The sequence below is a fragment of the Nocardia sp. Tas62D01 genome, assembly GCF_055232035.1.
The window spans coordinates 826,497-844,571 of the sequence record NZ_JBUYUZ010000001.1 but is presented as its reverse complement, the minus strand read 5'-3'; the positions used below and the strand labels follow the sequence as shown (position 1 = coordinate 844,571).

Genomic DNA, 18,075 nt, shown 5'->3' with positions numbered 1-18,075 from the left:
GGAGATTGTTTCGCGGTCCGATCGTGGGCTTGGGGGTGTACGCAAACGGACCAGTCGGCTTACACTGAACGTGGTCGGGTCTGGAGGAAAGTGATGACCGTTCCGCGACCGCAGTTCCATCCCAACGGGGGATTAGCCGGGGATGTTGAGCCGGACGTGTCAGCGCAGCCAGTGCCGTTGTCTGCGGGGCAGCGGGGGCTGTGGCTGGCACAGCAATTGAGCCCGGACGTGCCGATATGTGAGGCGCAGTACGTCGAGTTGCATGGGGATCTGGATGTCGATCTGCTGCGCGAGAAGACGATTCAAGCAGGCCGCGAGTTCCAGTCGGGGTATCTGCGGCTGGTAGCGGTCGACGGTGAGCCGCATCAGTTGTTCGACCCATCGCTGGATTCGGCGGGGCCGGTGATCGATATGCGTGGTGAACCAGATCCCGTCGCGGCGGGCTTGCAGTGGATGCACCGGGAGTACACCGCGCCTTTGGATATCACCCGGGACCGGTTGGTTGCATCGGCGATTGTGCAGGTCGGGGATCAACATTTCCTGTTGTACAGCAGGATCCATCACGTCGCATTGGATGGCTACGCCGGGATGACGATAGTGAACCGGATCGCGGCACTGTACACGGCTGCGGTGCAGGGCCGTACAGCAGAGCCGAGCCGGGCGGCGGACCTGCGCACCCTTTACGAGGCCGACCGCAGCTACCGGGAGTCGAAGCGGTTCACCAACGACCAGGCATATTGGGTGGACAGACTCGCCGACGTCGAGGAAGAGTCCAGCCTGGCCCCCGGGTACGCGCCCCCGCGTGCGGACAGTGTGGTCGCAATCGCCGAACTGTCGACGGTGACGGTAGGCCGGATCGATCATTCCGCGAAAGTGTTGGACGCGTCCCCGGCCGCGGTGGTGATCGCCGCATTCGGATGCTATCTGGCCCGGATGACCGGCCGGGACGAGGTCCTGGTCAATATTCCGATGTCGGGTCGCACCACCGCCGTGCTGCGGCGGTCCGGGGGGGTGTTCGTCAACGTCGCTCCGCTTCCGATCGTGATCGGTACGGAGGACACGGTCGTGACGCTGGCGCGGCAGGTGCAGTCCGATCTGGTGGGCGCGTTGCGGCATCAGCGGTGCGACCTCACCGACATTCGCGCCGCCGCCGGATACAGAAGCGGGCAGCGGCGTTTCGCAGGCCCGATGGTGAATGTCATGTTCTTCTCCCAGGAGATCCGGTTCGGGTCGATGACCGGGGAGTTCCATATCCTCAGCTCCGGGCCGGTCGAGGATTTGCTGGTCGACCTGTATCAGACCGGAGACCCGCCGCGGACGATCCTCCACTTTATGGCCAATCCCAACCTCTACACCGACCCCGAACTGTCGACGCATTTCACCAGATTCGTGGAGTTCCTCGACGCGTTCGCCGCCGCCGCACCGGGCACTGATCTCGGGCAGATCCACCCCGACAGCGCCCGCGACGGCGCCCGGATCCGGCGCCGCCGAGAGAACCTGGCGTTCTGGCAGGCCACGCTCGCGGACCTTCCTGAGGAACTTCGTTTGCCGATTGACAGGCCGCGGCCGGTGGTGACGTCGAATCGGGGTGTCACTACTAATTACACGTTGAATGCCGAGTTGGTTCGGGCGTTGGAAAGGTTTGCGCGGCAGCATAGTTCGTCATTGTTCATGGTGATCCACGGGACGCTGGCAGTCTTGCTTGCCCGGTTGAGCGGTACCACCGATATTCCGATCGGCACACCGATCGCCGGGCGTGGTGCAGCCGCGCTCGACGACATGATCGGCATGTTCGTCAATACCCTGGTGTTGCGGACCGAAATCGATCTCGATGAGCCGTTCACCGATTTGCTCGGCCGGGTCAGGCAACTCGACCTGGACGCCTTCGGGCACGCTGACGTTCCGTTCGAGCAACTGGTGGAGCAACTCGCTCCGCAGCGGTCCCAAGCCCGGCACCCGCTGTTCCAGGTGATGCTGGCATTCCAGAACCTGGAACAGGTGAAGCTCGAACTGCCCGGCCTCAGCGTGTCGGTGGTCGACCTCCCCAACGAAGTGTCTCGCTTCGACCTGCAGTTCGTGCTGTCGGACAACCATGACAGCGGCGAGATGGCAGTAGCGGTCACCTACGCCACGGATCTGTTCGACGCCGCGACGATCGACTCTCTCGCACACCGGTGGATCCGGATACTCGAGTCGGTAGCCGCCGATCCGACGGTTCCGGTCGGGACGATCGAGGTACTCGAGCCCGCCGAACGAGCTGATCTGCTGACACGTTCCGGTGCACCCACCGTGGCGCCTACCACACTGGCCGACCTGCTGACCGCAGCGGCCGCGCGGGATCCCGACGCCACAGCGATCGTGTTCGACGGGCAGCAGCTGAGCTACCGGGAGCTGGACGAGCGTTCGAACCGATTGGCCCGACTACTCATCCAACGAGGTATCGGCCCGGAAGACGTTGTCGCGATAGGCATTCCACGCTCCCCCGAGTCCGTACTCGCAGTGTGGGCAGTCACCAAATCGGGAGCCGCGTTCCTGCCGATCGACCCTACCTACCCCACCGAACGCATCACCCACATGATGACCGATTCGAAAGCAGCCATCGGTCTGACCGTGCCATCGGTGCGCACACAATTACCCGATGACATCGACTGGCTGACACCCGACTACCTCGAGGCCCTCAGTGCCCAGCCGATCTCCGATCCCGAACGCACAACCGTGCTACGGCCGCAGCACCCGGCCTATCTGATCTATACCTCGGGCTCCACGGGTGTGCCGAAGGGCGTGACCGTGACGCATGCCGGGTTGGCCGCGCTCAGTTCCGAACAGCGGGAACGCTATGCGGTGACTGCGGCTTCGCGGGCCCTGCATTTCGCGTCGCCGAGCTTCGATGCCTCGGTCTGGGAGCTGCTGCTTGCGGCCGGTGCCGGCGCCACGATGGTGATCGTCGCGCCCGGCACCTACGGTGGCGCGGAGCTGGCTGAGCTGCTGCGCCGCGAGCGGGTGACCCACGCAGTGGTTACGCCGGCGGCGTTGACTTCGATGGATCCGGTCGGGCTCGACAATTTGCGAGTCGTCGTTGCCGCCGGTGATGCTTGCCTGCCGGAGCTGGTGCGGCGCTGGGTGGCCGACGGTCGTGAGTTCTTCAATGCTTATGGTCCGACCGAGGCCACGATCATGACGAACCAGAGCACTGCGTTGGTGGCGGGTGAGTTGGTGACGATCGGTGGCCCGATCCGTGGTGTCTCGGAGTGGGTGTTGGATCAGCGGCTGCAACCCGTGCCGGTTGGTGTGGCGGGTGAGTTGTATATCGCGGGCGCTCTGCTGGCCCGTGGATACCATTGCCGGCCAGGCACGACAGCCGAGCGTTTTGTAGCGTGCCCTTGGATGCCCGGCGAACGTATGTACCGCACCGGGGACGTGGTCCGGTGGACACCGGATGGAGTGATCCAGCATCTCGGCCGGTCGGACTTCCAGGTGAAGATTCGTGGTCTTCGCATCGAACTCGGCGAGATCGATGCGACGCTCGCTGCCCACGAGACCGTCGGTTTCGCCGCCACCATCGGCCACCGCAACGGTTCCGGGGCCGAGTCGCTGGTTTCGTATGTCGTTGCCGCACCTGGCCGTTCGATCGATACCATGACCTTGACCGAACACCTCACCGACCGGTTGCCGTCCTATATGGTCCCGTCCTCGATGATGGTGTTGGACCGTGTTCCGTTGACACCGGTGGGCAAACTGGACCGCAAGGCGCTACCGGATCCGGTATTCACCGACAACAAGCCGTTCCGGGCACCCGAGACACCGATCGAACACATGATCGCCAGATCGTTCGCCGATGTATTGGGTATCGACACGGTCGGTCTCGATGATTCGTTCTTCGCGCTCGGCGGTGACAGCTTGGTCGCGACCCGGGTTGCAGCGCGACTCGGCGCCGCGCTGGATACCGAGATTCCGGTGCAACTGTTGTTCGAGGCGTCCACGGTGGCAGCGCTCGCGACCCGCATAGAGCGGCATGCCGGTACGGGGCGACGACGCCCACCACTGATCGCCGGGCCGCGTCCCGATCTGGTGCCGTTGGCACCAGCCCAACAACGGATGTGGTTCTTCAACCAATACGACACCAGTTCCGGGGCATACAACATTCCGATCGCCATCCGGCTGCGTGGCGAGCTGAACATCGACGCCGTGCGATTGGCCATGGTCGACGTGCTGCGCAGACACGAGTCGTTGCGAACGCGGTACCCGGACCACGACGGAATGCTGATCCAGCTGATCGAATCCGCCGACGACGTAGACCACGACCTGACCCCGGTACCGGTTCCGTCGAGCCAGTTGATCACGACGGTAACCGAATTCGTCACCGAAGGGTTCGATGTGAGCACCCGGGCGCCGGTGCGTGCCCGATTGTTCCGCGCCGCCGACTGTGAGGAACCCGAATACGTGTTGGCCGTCGTGGTGCACCACATCGCCGCGGACGGCTTCTCTATGACACCGCTGGCCCGCGACGTGACGACTGCGTACGCCACACGGATCCGCGGAGAAGTCCCTTCGTGGACGCCGCTGCCTGTCCAGTACGCGGACTACGCACTGTGGCAACAAGCTGCCCTCGGCTCGCCCGACGATCCGGAATCGCTGTGCGCCCAGCAGATCCGATATTGGACCGAAACTCTGGACGGAGTTGCCGAGGAACTTCGTTTGCCGATTGACAGGCCGCGGCCGGTGGTGACGTCGAATCGGGGTGTCACTACTAATTACACGTTGAATGCCGAGTTGGTTCGGGCGTTGGAAAGGTTTGCGCGGCAGCATAGTTCGTCATTGTTCATGGTGATCCACGGGACGCTGGCAGTCTTGCTTGCCCGGTTGAGCGGTACCACCGATATTCCGATCGGCACACCGATCGCCGGGCGTGGTGCAGCCGCGCTCGACGACATGATCGGCATGTTCGTCAATACCCTGGTGTTGCGGACCGAAATCGATCTCGATGAGCCGTTCACCGATTTGCTCGGCCGGGTCAGGCAACTCGACCTGGACGCCTTCGGGCACGCTGACGTTCCGTTCGAGCAACTGGTGGAGCAACTCGCTCCGCAGCGGTCCCAAGCCCGGCACCCGCTGTTCCAGGTGATGCTGGCATTCCAGAACCTGGAACAGGTGAAGCTCGAACTGCCCGGCCTCAGCGTGTCGGTGGTCGACCTCCCCAACGAAGTGTCTCGCTTCGACCTGCAGTTCGTGCTGTCGGACAACCATGACAGCGGCGAGATGGCAGTAGCGGTCACCTACGCCACGGATCTGTTCGACGCCGCGACGATCGACTCTCTCGCACACCGGTGGATCCGGATACTCGAGTCGGTAGCCGCCGATCCGACGGTTCCGGTCGGGACGATCGAGGTACTCGAGCCCGCCGAACGAGCTGATCTGCTGACACGTTCCGGTGCACCCACCGTGGCGCCTACCACACTGGCCGACCTGCTGACCGCAGCGGCCGCGCGGGATCCCGACGCCACAGCGATCGTGTTCGACGGGCAGCAGCTGAGCTACCGGGAGCTGGACGAGCGTTCGAACCGATTGGCCCGACTACTCATCCAACGAGGTATCGGCCCGGAAGACGTTGTCGCGATAGGCATTCCACGCTCCCCCGAGTCCGTACTCGCAGTGTGGGCAGTCACCAAATCGGGAGCCGCGTTCCTGCCGATCGACCCTACCTACCCCACCGAACGCATCACCCACATGATGACCGATTCGAAAGCAGCCATCGGTCTGACCGTGCCATCGGTGCGCACACAATTACCCGATGACATCGACTGGCTGACACCCGACAACCTCGACGAGGCCGAGGACCGCCCCGTCACCGACAATGACCGGGTACGCCCGCTGCGCCTCGACGATATCGCCTACGTCATCTACACCTCCGGATCGACCGGGCTACCCAAAGGCGTCGCGGTCACCCACCGCGGACTCTACAACTGCGCAACCGAGCACCGGGATGCCATGAGCATCGAATCCGATTCTCGTACTTTGCATTTAGCTTCGCCAAGCTTCGATGTGTCGGTACTGGAATTGTTGTTGGCGCTGTGCGCGGGCGCGACTATGGTCATCGCACCCAGCGACGTCTACGGCGGCGACGAACTCGGTGAATTGCTCGACCGCGAGCATGTCAGCCACGTCCTCATCACACCTTCCGCGTTGTCCACCATCGACCACACCCGTTGGCCGCTACCGGATTTGAGACACCTGGTAGTCGGTGGCGAAGACTACGGCACCGAGCTGGTTGAGCGCTGGGGCGGCGACCGCAACATATTCAACGATTATGGTCCGACCGAGGCCACGATCATGACGAACCAGAGCACTGCGTTGGTGGCGGGTGAGTTGGTGACGATCGGTGGCCCGATCCGTGGTGTCTCGGAGTGGGTGTTGGATCAGCGGCTGCAACCCGTGCCGGTTGGTGTGGCGGGTGAGTTGTATATCGCGGGCGCTCTGCTGGCCCGTGGATACCATTGCCGGCCAGGCACGACAGCCGAGCGTTTTGTAGCGTGCCCTTGGATGCCCGGCGAACGTATGTACCGCACCGGGGACGTGGTCCGGTGGACACCGGATGGAGTGATCCAGCATCTCGGCCGGTCGGACTTCCAGGTGAAGATTCGTGGTCTTCGCATCGAACTCGGCGAGATCGATGCGACGCTCGCTGCCCACGAGACCGTCGGTTTCGCCGCCACCATCGGCCACCGCAACGGTTCCGGGGCCGAGTCGCTGGTTTCGTATGTCGTTGCCGCACCTGGCCGTTCGATCGATACCATGACCTTGACCGAACACCTCACCGACCGGTTGCCGTCCTATATGGTCCCGTCCTCGATGATGGTGTTGGACCGTGTTCCGTTGACACCGGTGGGCAAACTGGACCGCAAGGCGCTACCGGATCCGGTATTCACCGACAACAAGCCGTTCCGGGCACCCGAGACACCGATCGAACACATGATCGCCAGATCGTTCGCCGATGTATTGGGTATCGACACGGTCGGTCTCGATGATTCGTTCTTCGCGCTCGGCGGTGACAGCATCATGTCGATCCAGTTGGTGACTCGGGCCAGGGCTGCGGGTGTGGTGTTTTCCGCGCGCGAGGTGTTCGAGCGTAAAACGGTCGCCGGGCTGGCCCAGGTCGCGGTTCTCGGTGGTGGGCCGGACGCGGCTGCGTTGGAGGAGCTGGCCGGGGGCGGTGTCGGTGCGGTTCCGTTGACGCCGATCATGCGGTGGTTGCTCGAACGTGGCGAGTCGGGGTTCGGCCGCTTCTCGCAGGCAGTGGTGCTGGGTCTGCCGGCGGGGGTCGACCGGGAGAGGCTGGCGGGCACGGTGCAGGCGGTGCTCGATCGGCACGACATGTTGCGCGCGCGGCTGCGCCCGGGCGACGAGGGGGGCTGGACGTGGGAGGTGCTGCCGGTCGGAATGATTCGGGCCGACGAGGTCATCCATCGGGTGGCGATGGAGGGGAGGCCGGGAAGCGTCGAGTTCCGTGCGTCGGCGGCGGCAGAGTTGGATGCTGCCGCGGACCGGCTCGATCCGAGCGCTGGGATCGTGGTGCAGGTGGTGTGGTTCGATCCGGTGGGTACGGCGGAGCCGGGCCGGGTGCTGTTGCTAGTGCATCATTCGGTGATCGATGGGGTGTCCTGGCGGGTGCTGGTGCCGGACCTCGCGGTCGCGTGGTCTCGGATCGAGTCGGGCGAGCCACTCGATCTGGCCCCGCCCGGGACGTCGATGCGCAGGTGGGCACACGGGCTGGTCGATGCCGCGCATCGCCCGGAGCGGGTCGCCGAGCTCGAATTGTGGCAAGCGATGGCCGTCGGGGACGATCCGATGATCGGGTCCCGGCCCCTGGACCCCGCGATCGACGTGGCTGCCACCGCCCGCACCGTCGAGGTCGAAGTGTCCCCCGAGGTGACCGAGGCGCTGCTGACGACAGTTCCCGAGTTGTTCCACGGCAGTGTGGGCGACGGGCTGCTGGCCGCGCTGGCGGTGGCGGTGACGAAGTGGCGGGGCGAGCATGAGACGGAGGCCTCCGGCGGACCTCTCGCGGACGTGGTGATCGGTCTCGAAGGGCACGGTCGTGAGGAGAGCGCCGTCCCGGGCTCGGATCTGACCAGGACGGTCGGCTGGTTCTCCACAGGTTTTCCGGTGCGCCTGGATCTGTCGGGCATCGATCTCGACGACGCGTGCGCGGGTGGGCCTGCTGTGGGGGCAGCGGTCAAGTCCGTCAAGGAACAGCTTCTCGCTGTCCCGGACCACGGGATCGGCTACGGCTTGTTGCGGTATCTCAACGAGGACACCGGACCGATACTTCGAACTCTGCCGACGCCGCAGATCGGGTTCAACTACCTCGGCCGGGTCTCCACCGGGCTTCCCGAAGGAACATCGGACCTCGGATGGATGCCGGTAGGCGAGGGCGGCGACCTCCTGGGTGCCGAGCTCGCCGGTGCACGTAATCCGGATATGCCGGTGCCGGCGGTTCTCGACATCAATGCCCTCACCCTCGACGATGGGAACGGACCGCGATTGCGGGCTATCTGGTCGTATCCCGCCGGGGTACTCACCGCCGACGAGGTGCGCGAGGCGGCGGAGTCGTGGTGTCGGGTATTGACCGCGTTGACGACACATATCCACCGTTCCGGGGCCGGAGGACGTACGCCGTCGGATCTGGATCTGGTCAGGGTCGGGCAGTCCGAGATCGAGCGACTCGAGGACAGGTATCCGGCGTTGAGCGACGTCTGGCCATTGTCACCGTTGCAGGAGGGGTTGCTGTTCCATGCGCTGGTGTCCGAGGAGTCGGTGGACGCCTATCTGGTGCAGCTGGTCCTCGAGCTGCGTGGGCAGGTCGATCCGGAGCGGCTGCGCCGAGCCGCGCAGGTGCTGCTCGACCGGCATGCGAATCTGCGCACCGCATTCGTCTCCGACACCGACGCCGGACCGGTGCAGGTGGTCGATGAAGACGTCGAGGCTCCATGGTCGGAGGTCGACCTGTCCGGGTTGGATGACGGTGCACGCAATCGTGAGTGGGATCTACTGATGGCCGCGGACCGGGCGGCCCGGTTCGACCCGGCTCGCGCCCCGCTGCTGCGCTGGATGCTGGTTACCACGGGGCCGGAGCACTACCGGCTGGTGCTGACCAATCATCACCTGCTGCTCGATGGCTGGTCGACGCCACTGCTGCTGAAAGAGTTGCTGGTGCTCTATGCCACCGACAGCGACACCTCGATGCTGCCTCGTGTCCGTCCCTATCGGGACTTACTGGCGTGGATCGCCGGGCAGGACACGGATGCGTCGCTCGACACCTGGGCTCGCGTGTTCGACGGCGCCGACGAGCCGACCCTGGTGGCTCCGGCCGATCCCGGCCGCCGATACACCCAATCACGTGATGTGCTCGGCGAACTGACCGAGGAACAGACCACGGCGCTGACAAGCCTCGCGCGGGCCCGTGGAATCACCCTCAACACCGTGATCCAGATGGCATGGGCGATCGTGTTGGGCGAGTTGACGTCCCGAGTGGATGTCACGTTCGGTGCCACGGTCTCCGGACGGACCCCGCAGATCGCGGGCATCGAATCGATGATCGGGCTGTTCATCAACACGCTGCCGGTGCGCGTCCGTCTCGACACCACCGAGAGCCTGGGACAGCTGCTCGACCGGATCCAGGCGGAGCAGGCCGCGCTGCTCGATCACCACTGCGTGGGTCTGACCGACATCCAGCGGGTGGCCGGGCCGGGGGCCGTGTTCGACACGATGACGGTGTTCGAGTCCTATCCGGTCGATCGCGGTGGGCTGACCGCGGACACCGACATCGCCGGCATGCGGCTGCTCGACGTGTCCGGCACCGACGCCGTGCACTATCCGCTGGGAGTGGTTGCGCATGTCGACACGCGACTGCACCTCGAGATCAAGTACCTGCCCGACCTCTTCGACCACGACACGATGGAGGCGACCCTGCAGCGGGTCCTGCGCGTCATCGGCGTCGTTGCCACCGACCCGGATCTGCCGCTGGCCCGGCTGGATCTGCTCTCCCCGGCCGAATACCGGGAGTTGACGCCGGTGTCGGGTGATCCGGCTGTGCCGGGGCGAGTGTTGCCGGAGTTGTTGGCGGCGGCGGTAGAGAGGGATCCGGGGGCGGTCGCGGTGGTGTGCGGGGATCGCCGGTGGACCTACGGCGAGCTGGATGCGGAGTCGAATCGGTTGGCACGACTGTTGATCGGTCGGGGCGTAGGGCCGGAAGCGACCGTTGCGGTGGGGTTGCCGCGGTCGGTCGAGTCGGTGCTGGCGGTATGGGCGGTGGCCAAGTCGGGGGCAGCGTTCGTACCGATCGACCCCACTTACCCCGCCGACCGGATCACGTTCATGCTGACCGATTCCGGTGCGCGGGTCGGTATCACGGTATCGACGGTAGCGGCAGAGCTGCCCGGCACGATCGACTGGCTCGTACTCGACGCCCTCGAGCTACGAGCCGATCTCACCACCACCTCCGTGGCCGCCATCACGCCGGCTGAACGGAAAGTACCGCTGCACGTGGCCCACCCGGTGTACGTCATGTACACCTCCGGCTCCACCGGGCGCCCCAAGGGCGTGATCGTCACCCATACCGGACTGGCGAACTTCGCTGCCGAGCAACGTGACCGGTACGCGGTGACGCCGTCGGCGCGGATCCTGCACTTCGCGTCACCGAGCTTCGACGCGGCCATGCTCGAACAGTTGATGGCGATCGAGGCCACGGCGGCACTGGTGATCGCGCCGCCAACCGTATACGGCGGAGAAGAGCTGCGGCGCTTGCTGATCGATCAGTGGGTGTCGCACGCCTTCATCACCCCGTCGGCGCTGGCGTCGGTCGACCCGACCGGCCTGGATGGCCTGCGGGTGCTCGTCGCCGGCGGCGAAGCCTGCCCGCCGGGATTGGTCCTACGGTGGGCGCCGGGCCGAGCGTTCCACAACGGATATGGTCCGACCGAGACCACCATCATGACGAATATCAGCGCGGCGCTGGCCCCATCGACGGCGGTGACGATCGGCGGCCCGATCCGTGGGGTCGGGCAGGTCGTGCTCGATGCATGGTTGCGGCCGGTGCCGGTCGGGGTCGTGGGGGAGTTGTATCTCACGGGTCCGGGTCTGGCTCGCGGTTACCACAACCGGATGGATCTGACGGCGTCGCGGTTCGTCGCCGATCCGTACGCAGCCCCGGGACAGCGCATGTATCGGACCGGGGACCTGGTGCGCTGGCTGCGGCTGCCCGAAGGGGGCCTGACTCTCGACTATGTGGGCCGCGCGGATCTCCAGGTCAAGATTCGTGGTTTCCGTATCGAGCTCGGCGAGGTCGAATCGGGTCTGCTGGCCTGCACGGGTGTGGCTCACGCGGTGGCGACTGTGCACCGGGGCTCCGCTACCGGCGGCCGGTTGGTCGGGTACGTGGTGCCTGAGCCCGGCGCCGGCCTCGACCCGGCTGCGGTCCTCGCCGGCGCCGGGGAGCGGTTGGCCCCGCACATGGTGCCCGCGACCGTGGTGATGCTCGACGCGCTGCCGCTGACGGAGAACGGCAAACTCGACCGCACCGCGCTACCCGAGCCCGACTTCACCACCGGCCGAGCCGAGTTCCGGGCACCGGTCACCGATGTGGAGACAACGCTGGCAGGACTGTTCGCCGAGGTACTGGGTATCGACTCGGTGGGTCTCGATGATTCGTTCTTCGCCCTCGGCGGCGACAGCATCATGTCGATCCAGTTGGTGACCCGCGCCAGGGCGGTAGGTGTGGTGTTCTCCGTGCGCGAGGTGTTCGAGCGTAAAACGGTCGCCGGACTGGCCGCGATCGCCGTCCGCGACAGTGCCGCGGCGGTCTCTCTTCCGGCGGAACTGCCCGGCGGGGGTGTAGGGCCGATGCCGGTGACGCCGATCATGTGCTGGATGTTCGAGCGCGGCGGATTCGACCGTCTCTGCCAGTGGGTGATGCTCACTCTGCCGACCGGCATCGACACGACCGGAATCGCTGCGACCATGCAAGCGGTGATCGATCACCACGACATGCTGCGGGCCCAGCTGCACCCCGACCCCGCACACCCATCGGGCTGGGCATTGCAGGCGCAGCCCACCGGGGTATCCGCCGCCGGACTGATCCGGCACGTGCCGGTGGATTCGGCACCCGACAGCAGTGCCTTCGCCGCAATCGCCGACGCGGAGGCGAACGCGGCTGCCGAGCGCCTCGACCCCGCCGCGGGAATCATGCTGCAACTGGTCTGGTTCGACTGCGCCGGACAGCCGGGACGACTGCTCGTCGTCGCACACCACCTGGTCACCGACGGCGTGTCGTGGCGGATCCTCGTGCCCGACCTCGTCGCCGCATGGGCCCAGGTGAGCGCCGGGCAACAGCCGCAGCTCGCGCCTGTCGGTACCTCGATGCGACGCTGGGCGCACGGCCTGGACACCGCCGCCGGGAGCCTCGATGAACTCGACTGGTGGCAGTCCACGCTCAGCGCTGCCGATCCGCCGATCGGTGCCCGCCCTATCGACCCGGTCGTGGATGTGCAGGCTACCGTCGCCACTGTCAAGGTGACGTTACCTGCCGCGGTGACCCGCGCCGTACTCACGACCCTGCCCCAGGCCTTCCGCGGCAAGGTGGACGACGCCCTCATCGCCGGGCTCGCGCTGGCGCTGGCTCGATGGCACGGCCGCCACGGCAACGCCGTCACCGAGACGCTGCTCACCCTCGAAAGCCACGGCCGCCACGACACGGTGCTCCCCGGTGCCGACCTCACCCGAACCGTCGGATGGTTCACCACCACCTACCCGGTGCGGCTCGACCTGTCCGATATCGACATCGACGACGCGTTCGCCGCCGGGGCTGCCGCAGGGGCGGTCATCAAATCGGTCAAGGAACAACTCCGACAGGTCCCCGACCACGGGATCGGCTATGGACTGCTGCGCTACCTCAACGCCGATACTGCCCGCATTCTGGGTGCGTTGCCCGACCCGCAGGTGAGCTTCAACTATCTCGGCCGGTTCGACACCATTCCGGAAGCGTTGCGCGAGGGCGGGTGGATGCCCGCCGGCGGCAACACCGACGGCGGCGGCAGCGTGCAGAACCCCGACGCGTCCCTAGCAGCCCTGCTGGGCATCAACGCGGTCACCATGGACACACAGGACGGGCCGGCCCTCACCGCCGCCTGGGACTACCCGACCGGCCTGCTCACCTCCGCCGAGGTCACCGACCTCGCGGAACTGTGGCGCGACGCGGTGACCGCTCTCGTCGCCCACGCGTCCAAGCCCGGTGCCGGCGGGCTGACGCCCTCCGACGTCGGCCTTGTCGACCTCGACCAGGACGCGATCGACCGGCTCGAGACCCGGCATCCGGAACTGGACGATATCTGGCCGCTCACGCCGCTGCAGACGGGGCTGCTGTTCCATGCCCAGCTTGCCGAGGGCAGCCTCGATGCCTACATCGTGCAACTCTGTGTGGAGCTCGGCGGACATGTGGACGCGGACCGGTTACGCCGCGCCGCGCAGACGCTCGTCGGACGGCACCCGAACCTGCGGACTGCCTTCGTGCGCGACGGCGCCAGCGATCCGGTTCAGGTGGTGCACCGTCATGTCGAGGTGCCGTTCACCCAGATCGACTTGGCCGAGCGCGACGACACCGAGGCCGCGCTCGAACACCTCATGGACAGCGACCGCCACTTCGACATGACCGCGGCGCCGCTGCTACGACTGACGCTGATCGGCACCGCACCCCAGCGGTACCGGCTGCTGCTGAGCATGCATCACATCCTGATCGACGGCTGGTCCATGCCACTGCTTGTCCGGGAACTACTGACCCTCTACGCCAGCGACAGCGACCCCGCCGCACTGGCTCCAGTGCGTCCCTACCGCGACTACCTGATGTGGCTGAACGACCAGGATCAGGACGCGGCGGAAACCGCATGGGCGCGGACACTCGAGGGCATATCCGAGCCGACTCTGCTGGCGCCCGAAGTCCGCGGCCGCCAGCAGTCCGCTGCCGCGCGTGAGGTCCAGGTGCGGCTGAGCGAACACCGCACCGCGGGCCTGGTCACCGTGGCCCACCAGCAAGAGACCACCCTCAACACCGTCGTGCAGGCTGCTTGGGCGATCGTGCTCGCGGGCGCGACCGCCCGCGAGGACGTGGTCTTCGGCACCACCGTCTCCGGGCGGCCCCCACAGATCCCCGGCATCGAATCGATGATCGGACTGTTCATCAACACCGTGCCTGTGCGAGTCCGGCTCGACCACAGCGAGAACCTCGCCCAACTGTTACGGCGAATCCAAACCGAACAAGCCGCGCTGCTCGACCATCACCACCTCGGACTCGCCCGCATCCAACAGATGGCCGGTCCGGCCGCGATATTCGACACCGCGACCGTCTTCGAGTCCTACCCGATCGACTCGACCGGGCTGACCACAGACACCGACATCGCCGGAATGCATGTCCTCGACGTGCACGGACGCGACGCCGCGCACTATCCGCTCGGCGTGGTCATCGAGCACGACACCCAACTGCGCCTGACCTTCAAATACCTGCCCGACCTGTTCACACAACCCCAGATCGAGGCCATCGCCGACCGAGTGCTGCGCGTGCTCGACACCATCACCGAACACATCGACCTGCCCCTCACCCGGCTACAGCTGCTATCGCCGGTCGAGCGAGCCACGCTGGTACCCGTTCACGGTCGGCCCGGTGCGGTGATGTCGGTGTTGCCGCAGGTGTTGACGTCCGCGATGACGCCGGACACGGAAGCAGTGGTCTGCAACGGCGAAAGGCTGTCCTACCGCGAACTCGACGAAACCTCGAACCGGTGGGCACGGGTACTGATCGATGCAGGAATAGGACCGGAATCGTTCGTGGCCGTAGCGTTACCACGCTCCATCGACGCCGTCATCGCCGTATGGGCAGTAGCGAAAACCGGCGGCGCGTTCGTTCAGATCGACCCCACCCATCCCCACGACCGGATCACAAGCATTCTCACCGATTCCGGTGCCGCCGTCGGGCTGACCCTCGGGGCCCACCGAGACCAGCTACCGGACACCACCAGATGGCTCGCCCTCGACAACCCCTCCTTCGCCGCGGCGACAGCGTCGGCGTCCCCCACCGCGGTCACCGACCCCGAACGAACAACCACGCTACGACCACAGCACCCGGCGTACCTGATCTACACCTCCGGCTCCACCGGGACCCCCAAAGGAGTCGTAGTCACCCACACCGGGATCGCGAACCTGGCCACCGAAACACGGGAACGGTTCGGCCTCACCCCGACCTCCCGAATGCTGGCCGCCGCCTCCCCAAGCTTCGACGTCTCGATCCTCGAATGGCTCAGCGCCACCGCCGCCGGAGCCACACTGATCCTCGCCCCCGCACCAGTAGTCGCCGGCACCGAACTGGCCGGATTGATCAACACTGAACGCGTCACCCATGCCGCCCTCACCCCAACCGTGCTCGCATCGATGCACCCCGCCGAACTCGACGCCCTCGACACCCTGATCCTCGGCGGCGAGACCTGCCCACCAGACCTGGCAACACAATGGACGCCGGGCCACACGGTGATCAGCACCTACGGGGCTACCGAAACCACAATCATGAGCTGCGCCGACACTCCCCTGACCACAACCACGGACAGCCCGATGGCAATCGGCAGCCCGGTACGCGGATTCACCGCCGTCGTACTCGACCGCAGACTGCGCCCCGTCCCACCCGGGGTGGTCGGCGAACTGTACCTGTCCGGACCAGGCCTCGCCCGCGGCTACCACAAGCAACCCACAACCACCGCAGCCCGATTCGTCCCCGACCCCTACGGGCCGACCGGGACGCAGATGTATCGCACCGGCGACCTGGTCACCTGGACCACCAACCGGACACTGCAATACAAAGGCCGCAACGACCTGCAAATCGAGATCGCCGGCAACCGCATCGAACCCGGCGAAATAGAAACCGCGCTACGCAGCCGGCCCGACATCACCCACGCCGCCGTCACAGTCCACACCCAACCCAACGGCGCCAACCAACTCATCGGCTACGTCGTACCCACCCCCGACACCACGCCCGACACCACTGCACTGACCACCCACCTCGCAACCCGACTACCCACCCACATGATCCCCACCACCATCATCGCCCTCGACCGAATCCCTCTCACCGCCACCGGCAAACTCGACTACAGAGCACTACCCGCGCCCGGCCAGCGACACGTCCGGTTCCGGTCGCCGTCCACCCCACTCGAGGCCACTGTCTGCGATGCCTTCACCCAGACCCTCGACATCGAACGAGCCGGCATGGACGACGGCTTCTTCACCCTCGGCGGCAACTCGCTGGCCGCCGCCCAACTCGTGGCGCGGCTGGAGGAGTCGACCGGTGCCAACGTGCCGGTCCAATGGATCTTCACCGACCCGACACCACAATTACTGGCCCACCGCATCGACACCCGCCTCCACGGCATCGACGAACAAGACCCCGGCGACGCACTCTCCGTCCTGCTCCCCCTGCGCGCCGACGGCACCGGCCCGCCACTGTTCTGCGTCCACCCAGCCATCGGATTAGCCTGGGGTTTCAGCGGACTCGTGCAGCACCTCGACCCCGACCGTCCCGTCTACGGCCTGCAATCCCCGGCGTTCACCGAACCCACCGCGCGGTACGACACACTCGACCAACTCGCCGCCCGCTACGTGCAGGAAATCCGGTCCGTCCAGCCGCACGGCCCCTACCATTTGCTCGGCTACTCGCTCGGCGGCACCATCGCCCACGCGATCGCCGTTCAACTCCGCCGCGACGGCGACCCCGTCGCCACCCTGGCCATGATGGACACCCGGGTCGTCACCGCCCGCAGCATCCGCGCTCCCACACCCACCATCGGGGAGATGCTTGCCGAGTACGGCGGCCTCGCCGTTCCCCAGGCCCCCACCGACCTCACCGTTGAGGCCGCGACCGAGTTGCTGCACCGGCAAGGCGGACTCTTCACCGCCCTGACCCCTGAGCATCTCGTGATCCTGCACAGCGATTACACCCGGCTCATCGACCTCACCTGGAACCACCGGCCAGCACTCTTCGATGGTGACCTGATCTACTTCAACGCCGCCGACCATACGGACGACGACCCCTATCCGGCGCTCGCGTGGAACGACCACATCACCGGCCGTGTCACCGAACACCGCATTCCCGCCCGGCACGAACGGATGATCGACCCCGATGCGCTCCGTGCAATCGGACTCGGCCTCACCGAGCACTTCCGCTCCACCCTTACCACCTCGCCGGAGCCGCCCACCCCAGTAAGGACACGCCGATGATGAAGACTGACCGAATCGTCGGGACACGCTCCGGCGTCGAGCCAGCCAACCTATTCGCTCCCGACCCGGCAACTCGTACCGCCGAGCACCCTCGCGCTGCCGAACTACGCCAATGGACTCGCGAACACCTCTGCCACCCCCACCCCGACCTCGGCCGACCCGGCCCCGTCTGCCCCTACACCGGCCGCGCCATCGCACGCCAATACCTCTGGGCCGCATTTTTCGATGGTCGCTACATCGACACCCAGTGCATAACCGCAATTGTCGACGACCTATACGATCTGTTTCCTGCCCTGCAACCCCAGGACGAACCCGAATCTAAACTCAAAGCCGTCCTTGCGGTCTTCCCCGACCTCACCGAATACGCCGACATCGACACTGTTCAACATGCCCAGAAAACCCGGTTCGTCGACAAAGGCCTGATGCTCGGCCAATTCTATCCAGGTTGCACCGTCCCTGGACTGCACAACCCGGCATTCGCGGCACTCGACGCGCCCCTGCCCATCCTCGCCGTACGTCACATGGCCCCCACCGACTTCCCGTTCCTCAACACTCGCCACGAATGGATCGACACCTACCTCAAAATCTTCGCCCCCACCATCCCCGGGTTCATCGCCACCACCATGTCCGACAAACTCGTACAAACACCCGACGCCCCGGAAGGAATTCCGTGAGGTCGGGTCCGTCCAAGGCAACCGAGTTCGGCTGTCCGTCGACCAAACGCAGCTCGGGACCAGGAACATGTTCAATATTGAATTGATGCAAACCAGTTCC

Annotated in this window: 2 protein-coding genes; both read left to right on the top strand. The window is 65.8% G+C overall.

What is annotated here, in order from left to right; all coding sequences use genetic code 11:
* Window positions 1-156: 156 nt before the first annotated feature.
* The gene (locus tag ACV7NQ_RS04155; RefSeq protein ID WP_463358396.1) at window positions 157-17,301 is read left to right on the top strand and encodes an amino acid adenylation domain-containing protein; all 17,145 of its coding nucleotides are present in this window, start codon (window positions 157-159) and stop codon (window positions 17,299-17,301) included.
* A complete protein-coding gene (locus tag ACV7NQ_RS04150) occupies window positions 17,298-17,975 on the top strand; it encodes a DUF6875 domain-containing protein (protein ID WP_463358395.1) in 678 nt (225 codons plus the stop codon). Before ACV7NQ_RS04155 ends, ACV7NQ_RS04150 begins: the two co-directional genes overlap by 4 nt.
* Window positions 17,976-18,075: the final 100 nt, after the last annotated feature.

Excerpts from the sequence above, each read along its gene's own strand:
- ACV7NQ_RS04150 (WP_463358395.1), top strand. The coding sequence starts at position 17,298 with ATGATGAAGACTGACCGAATCGTCGGGACACGCTCCGGCGTCGAGCCA.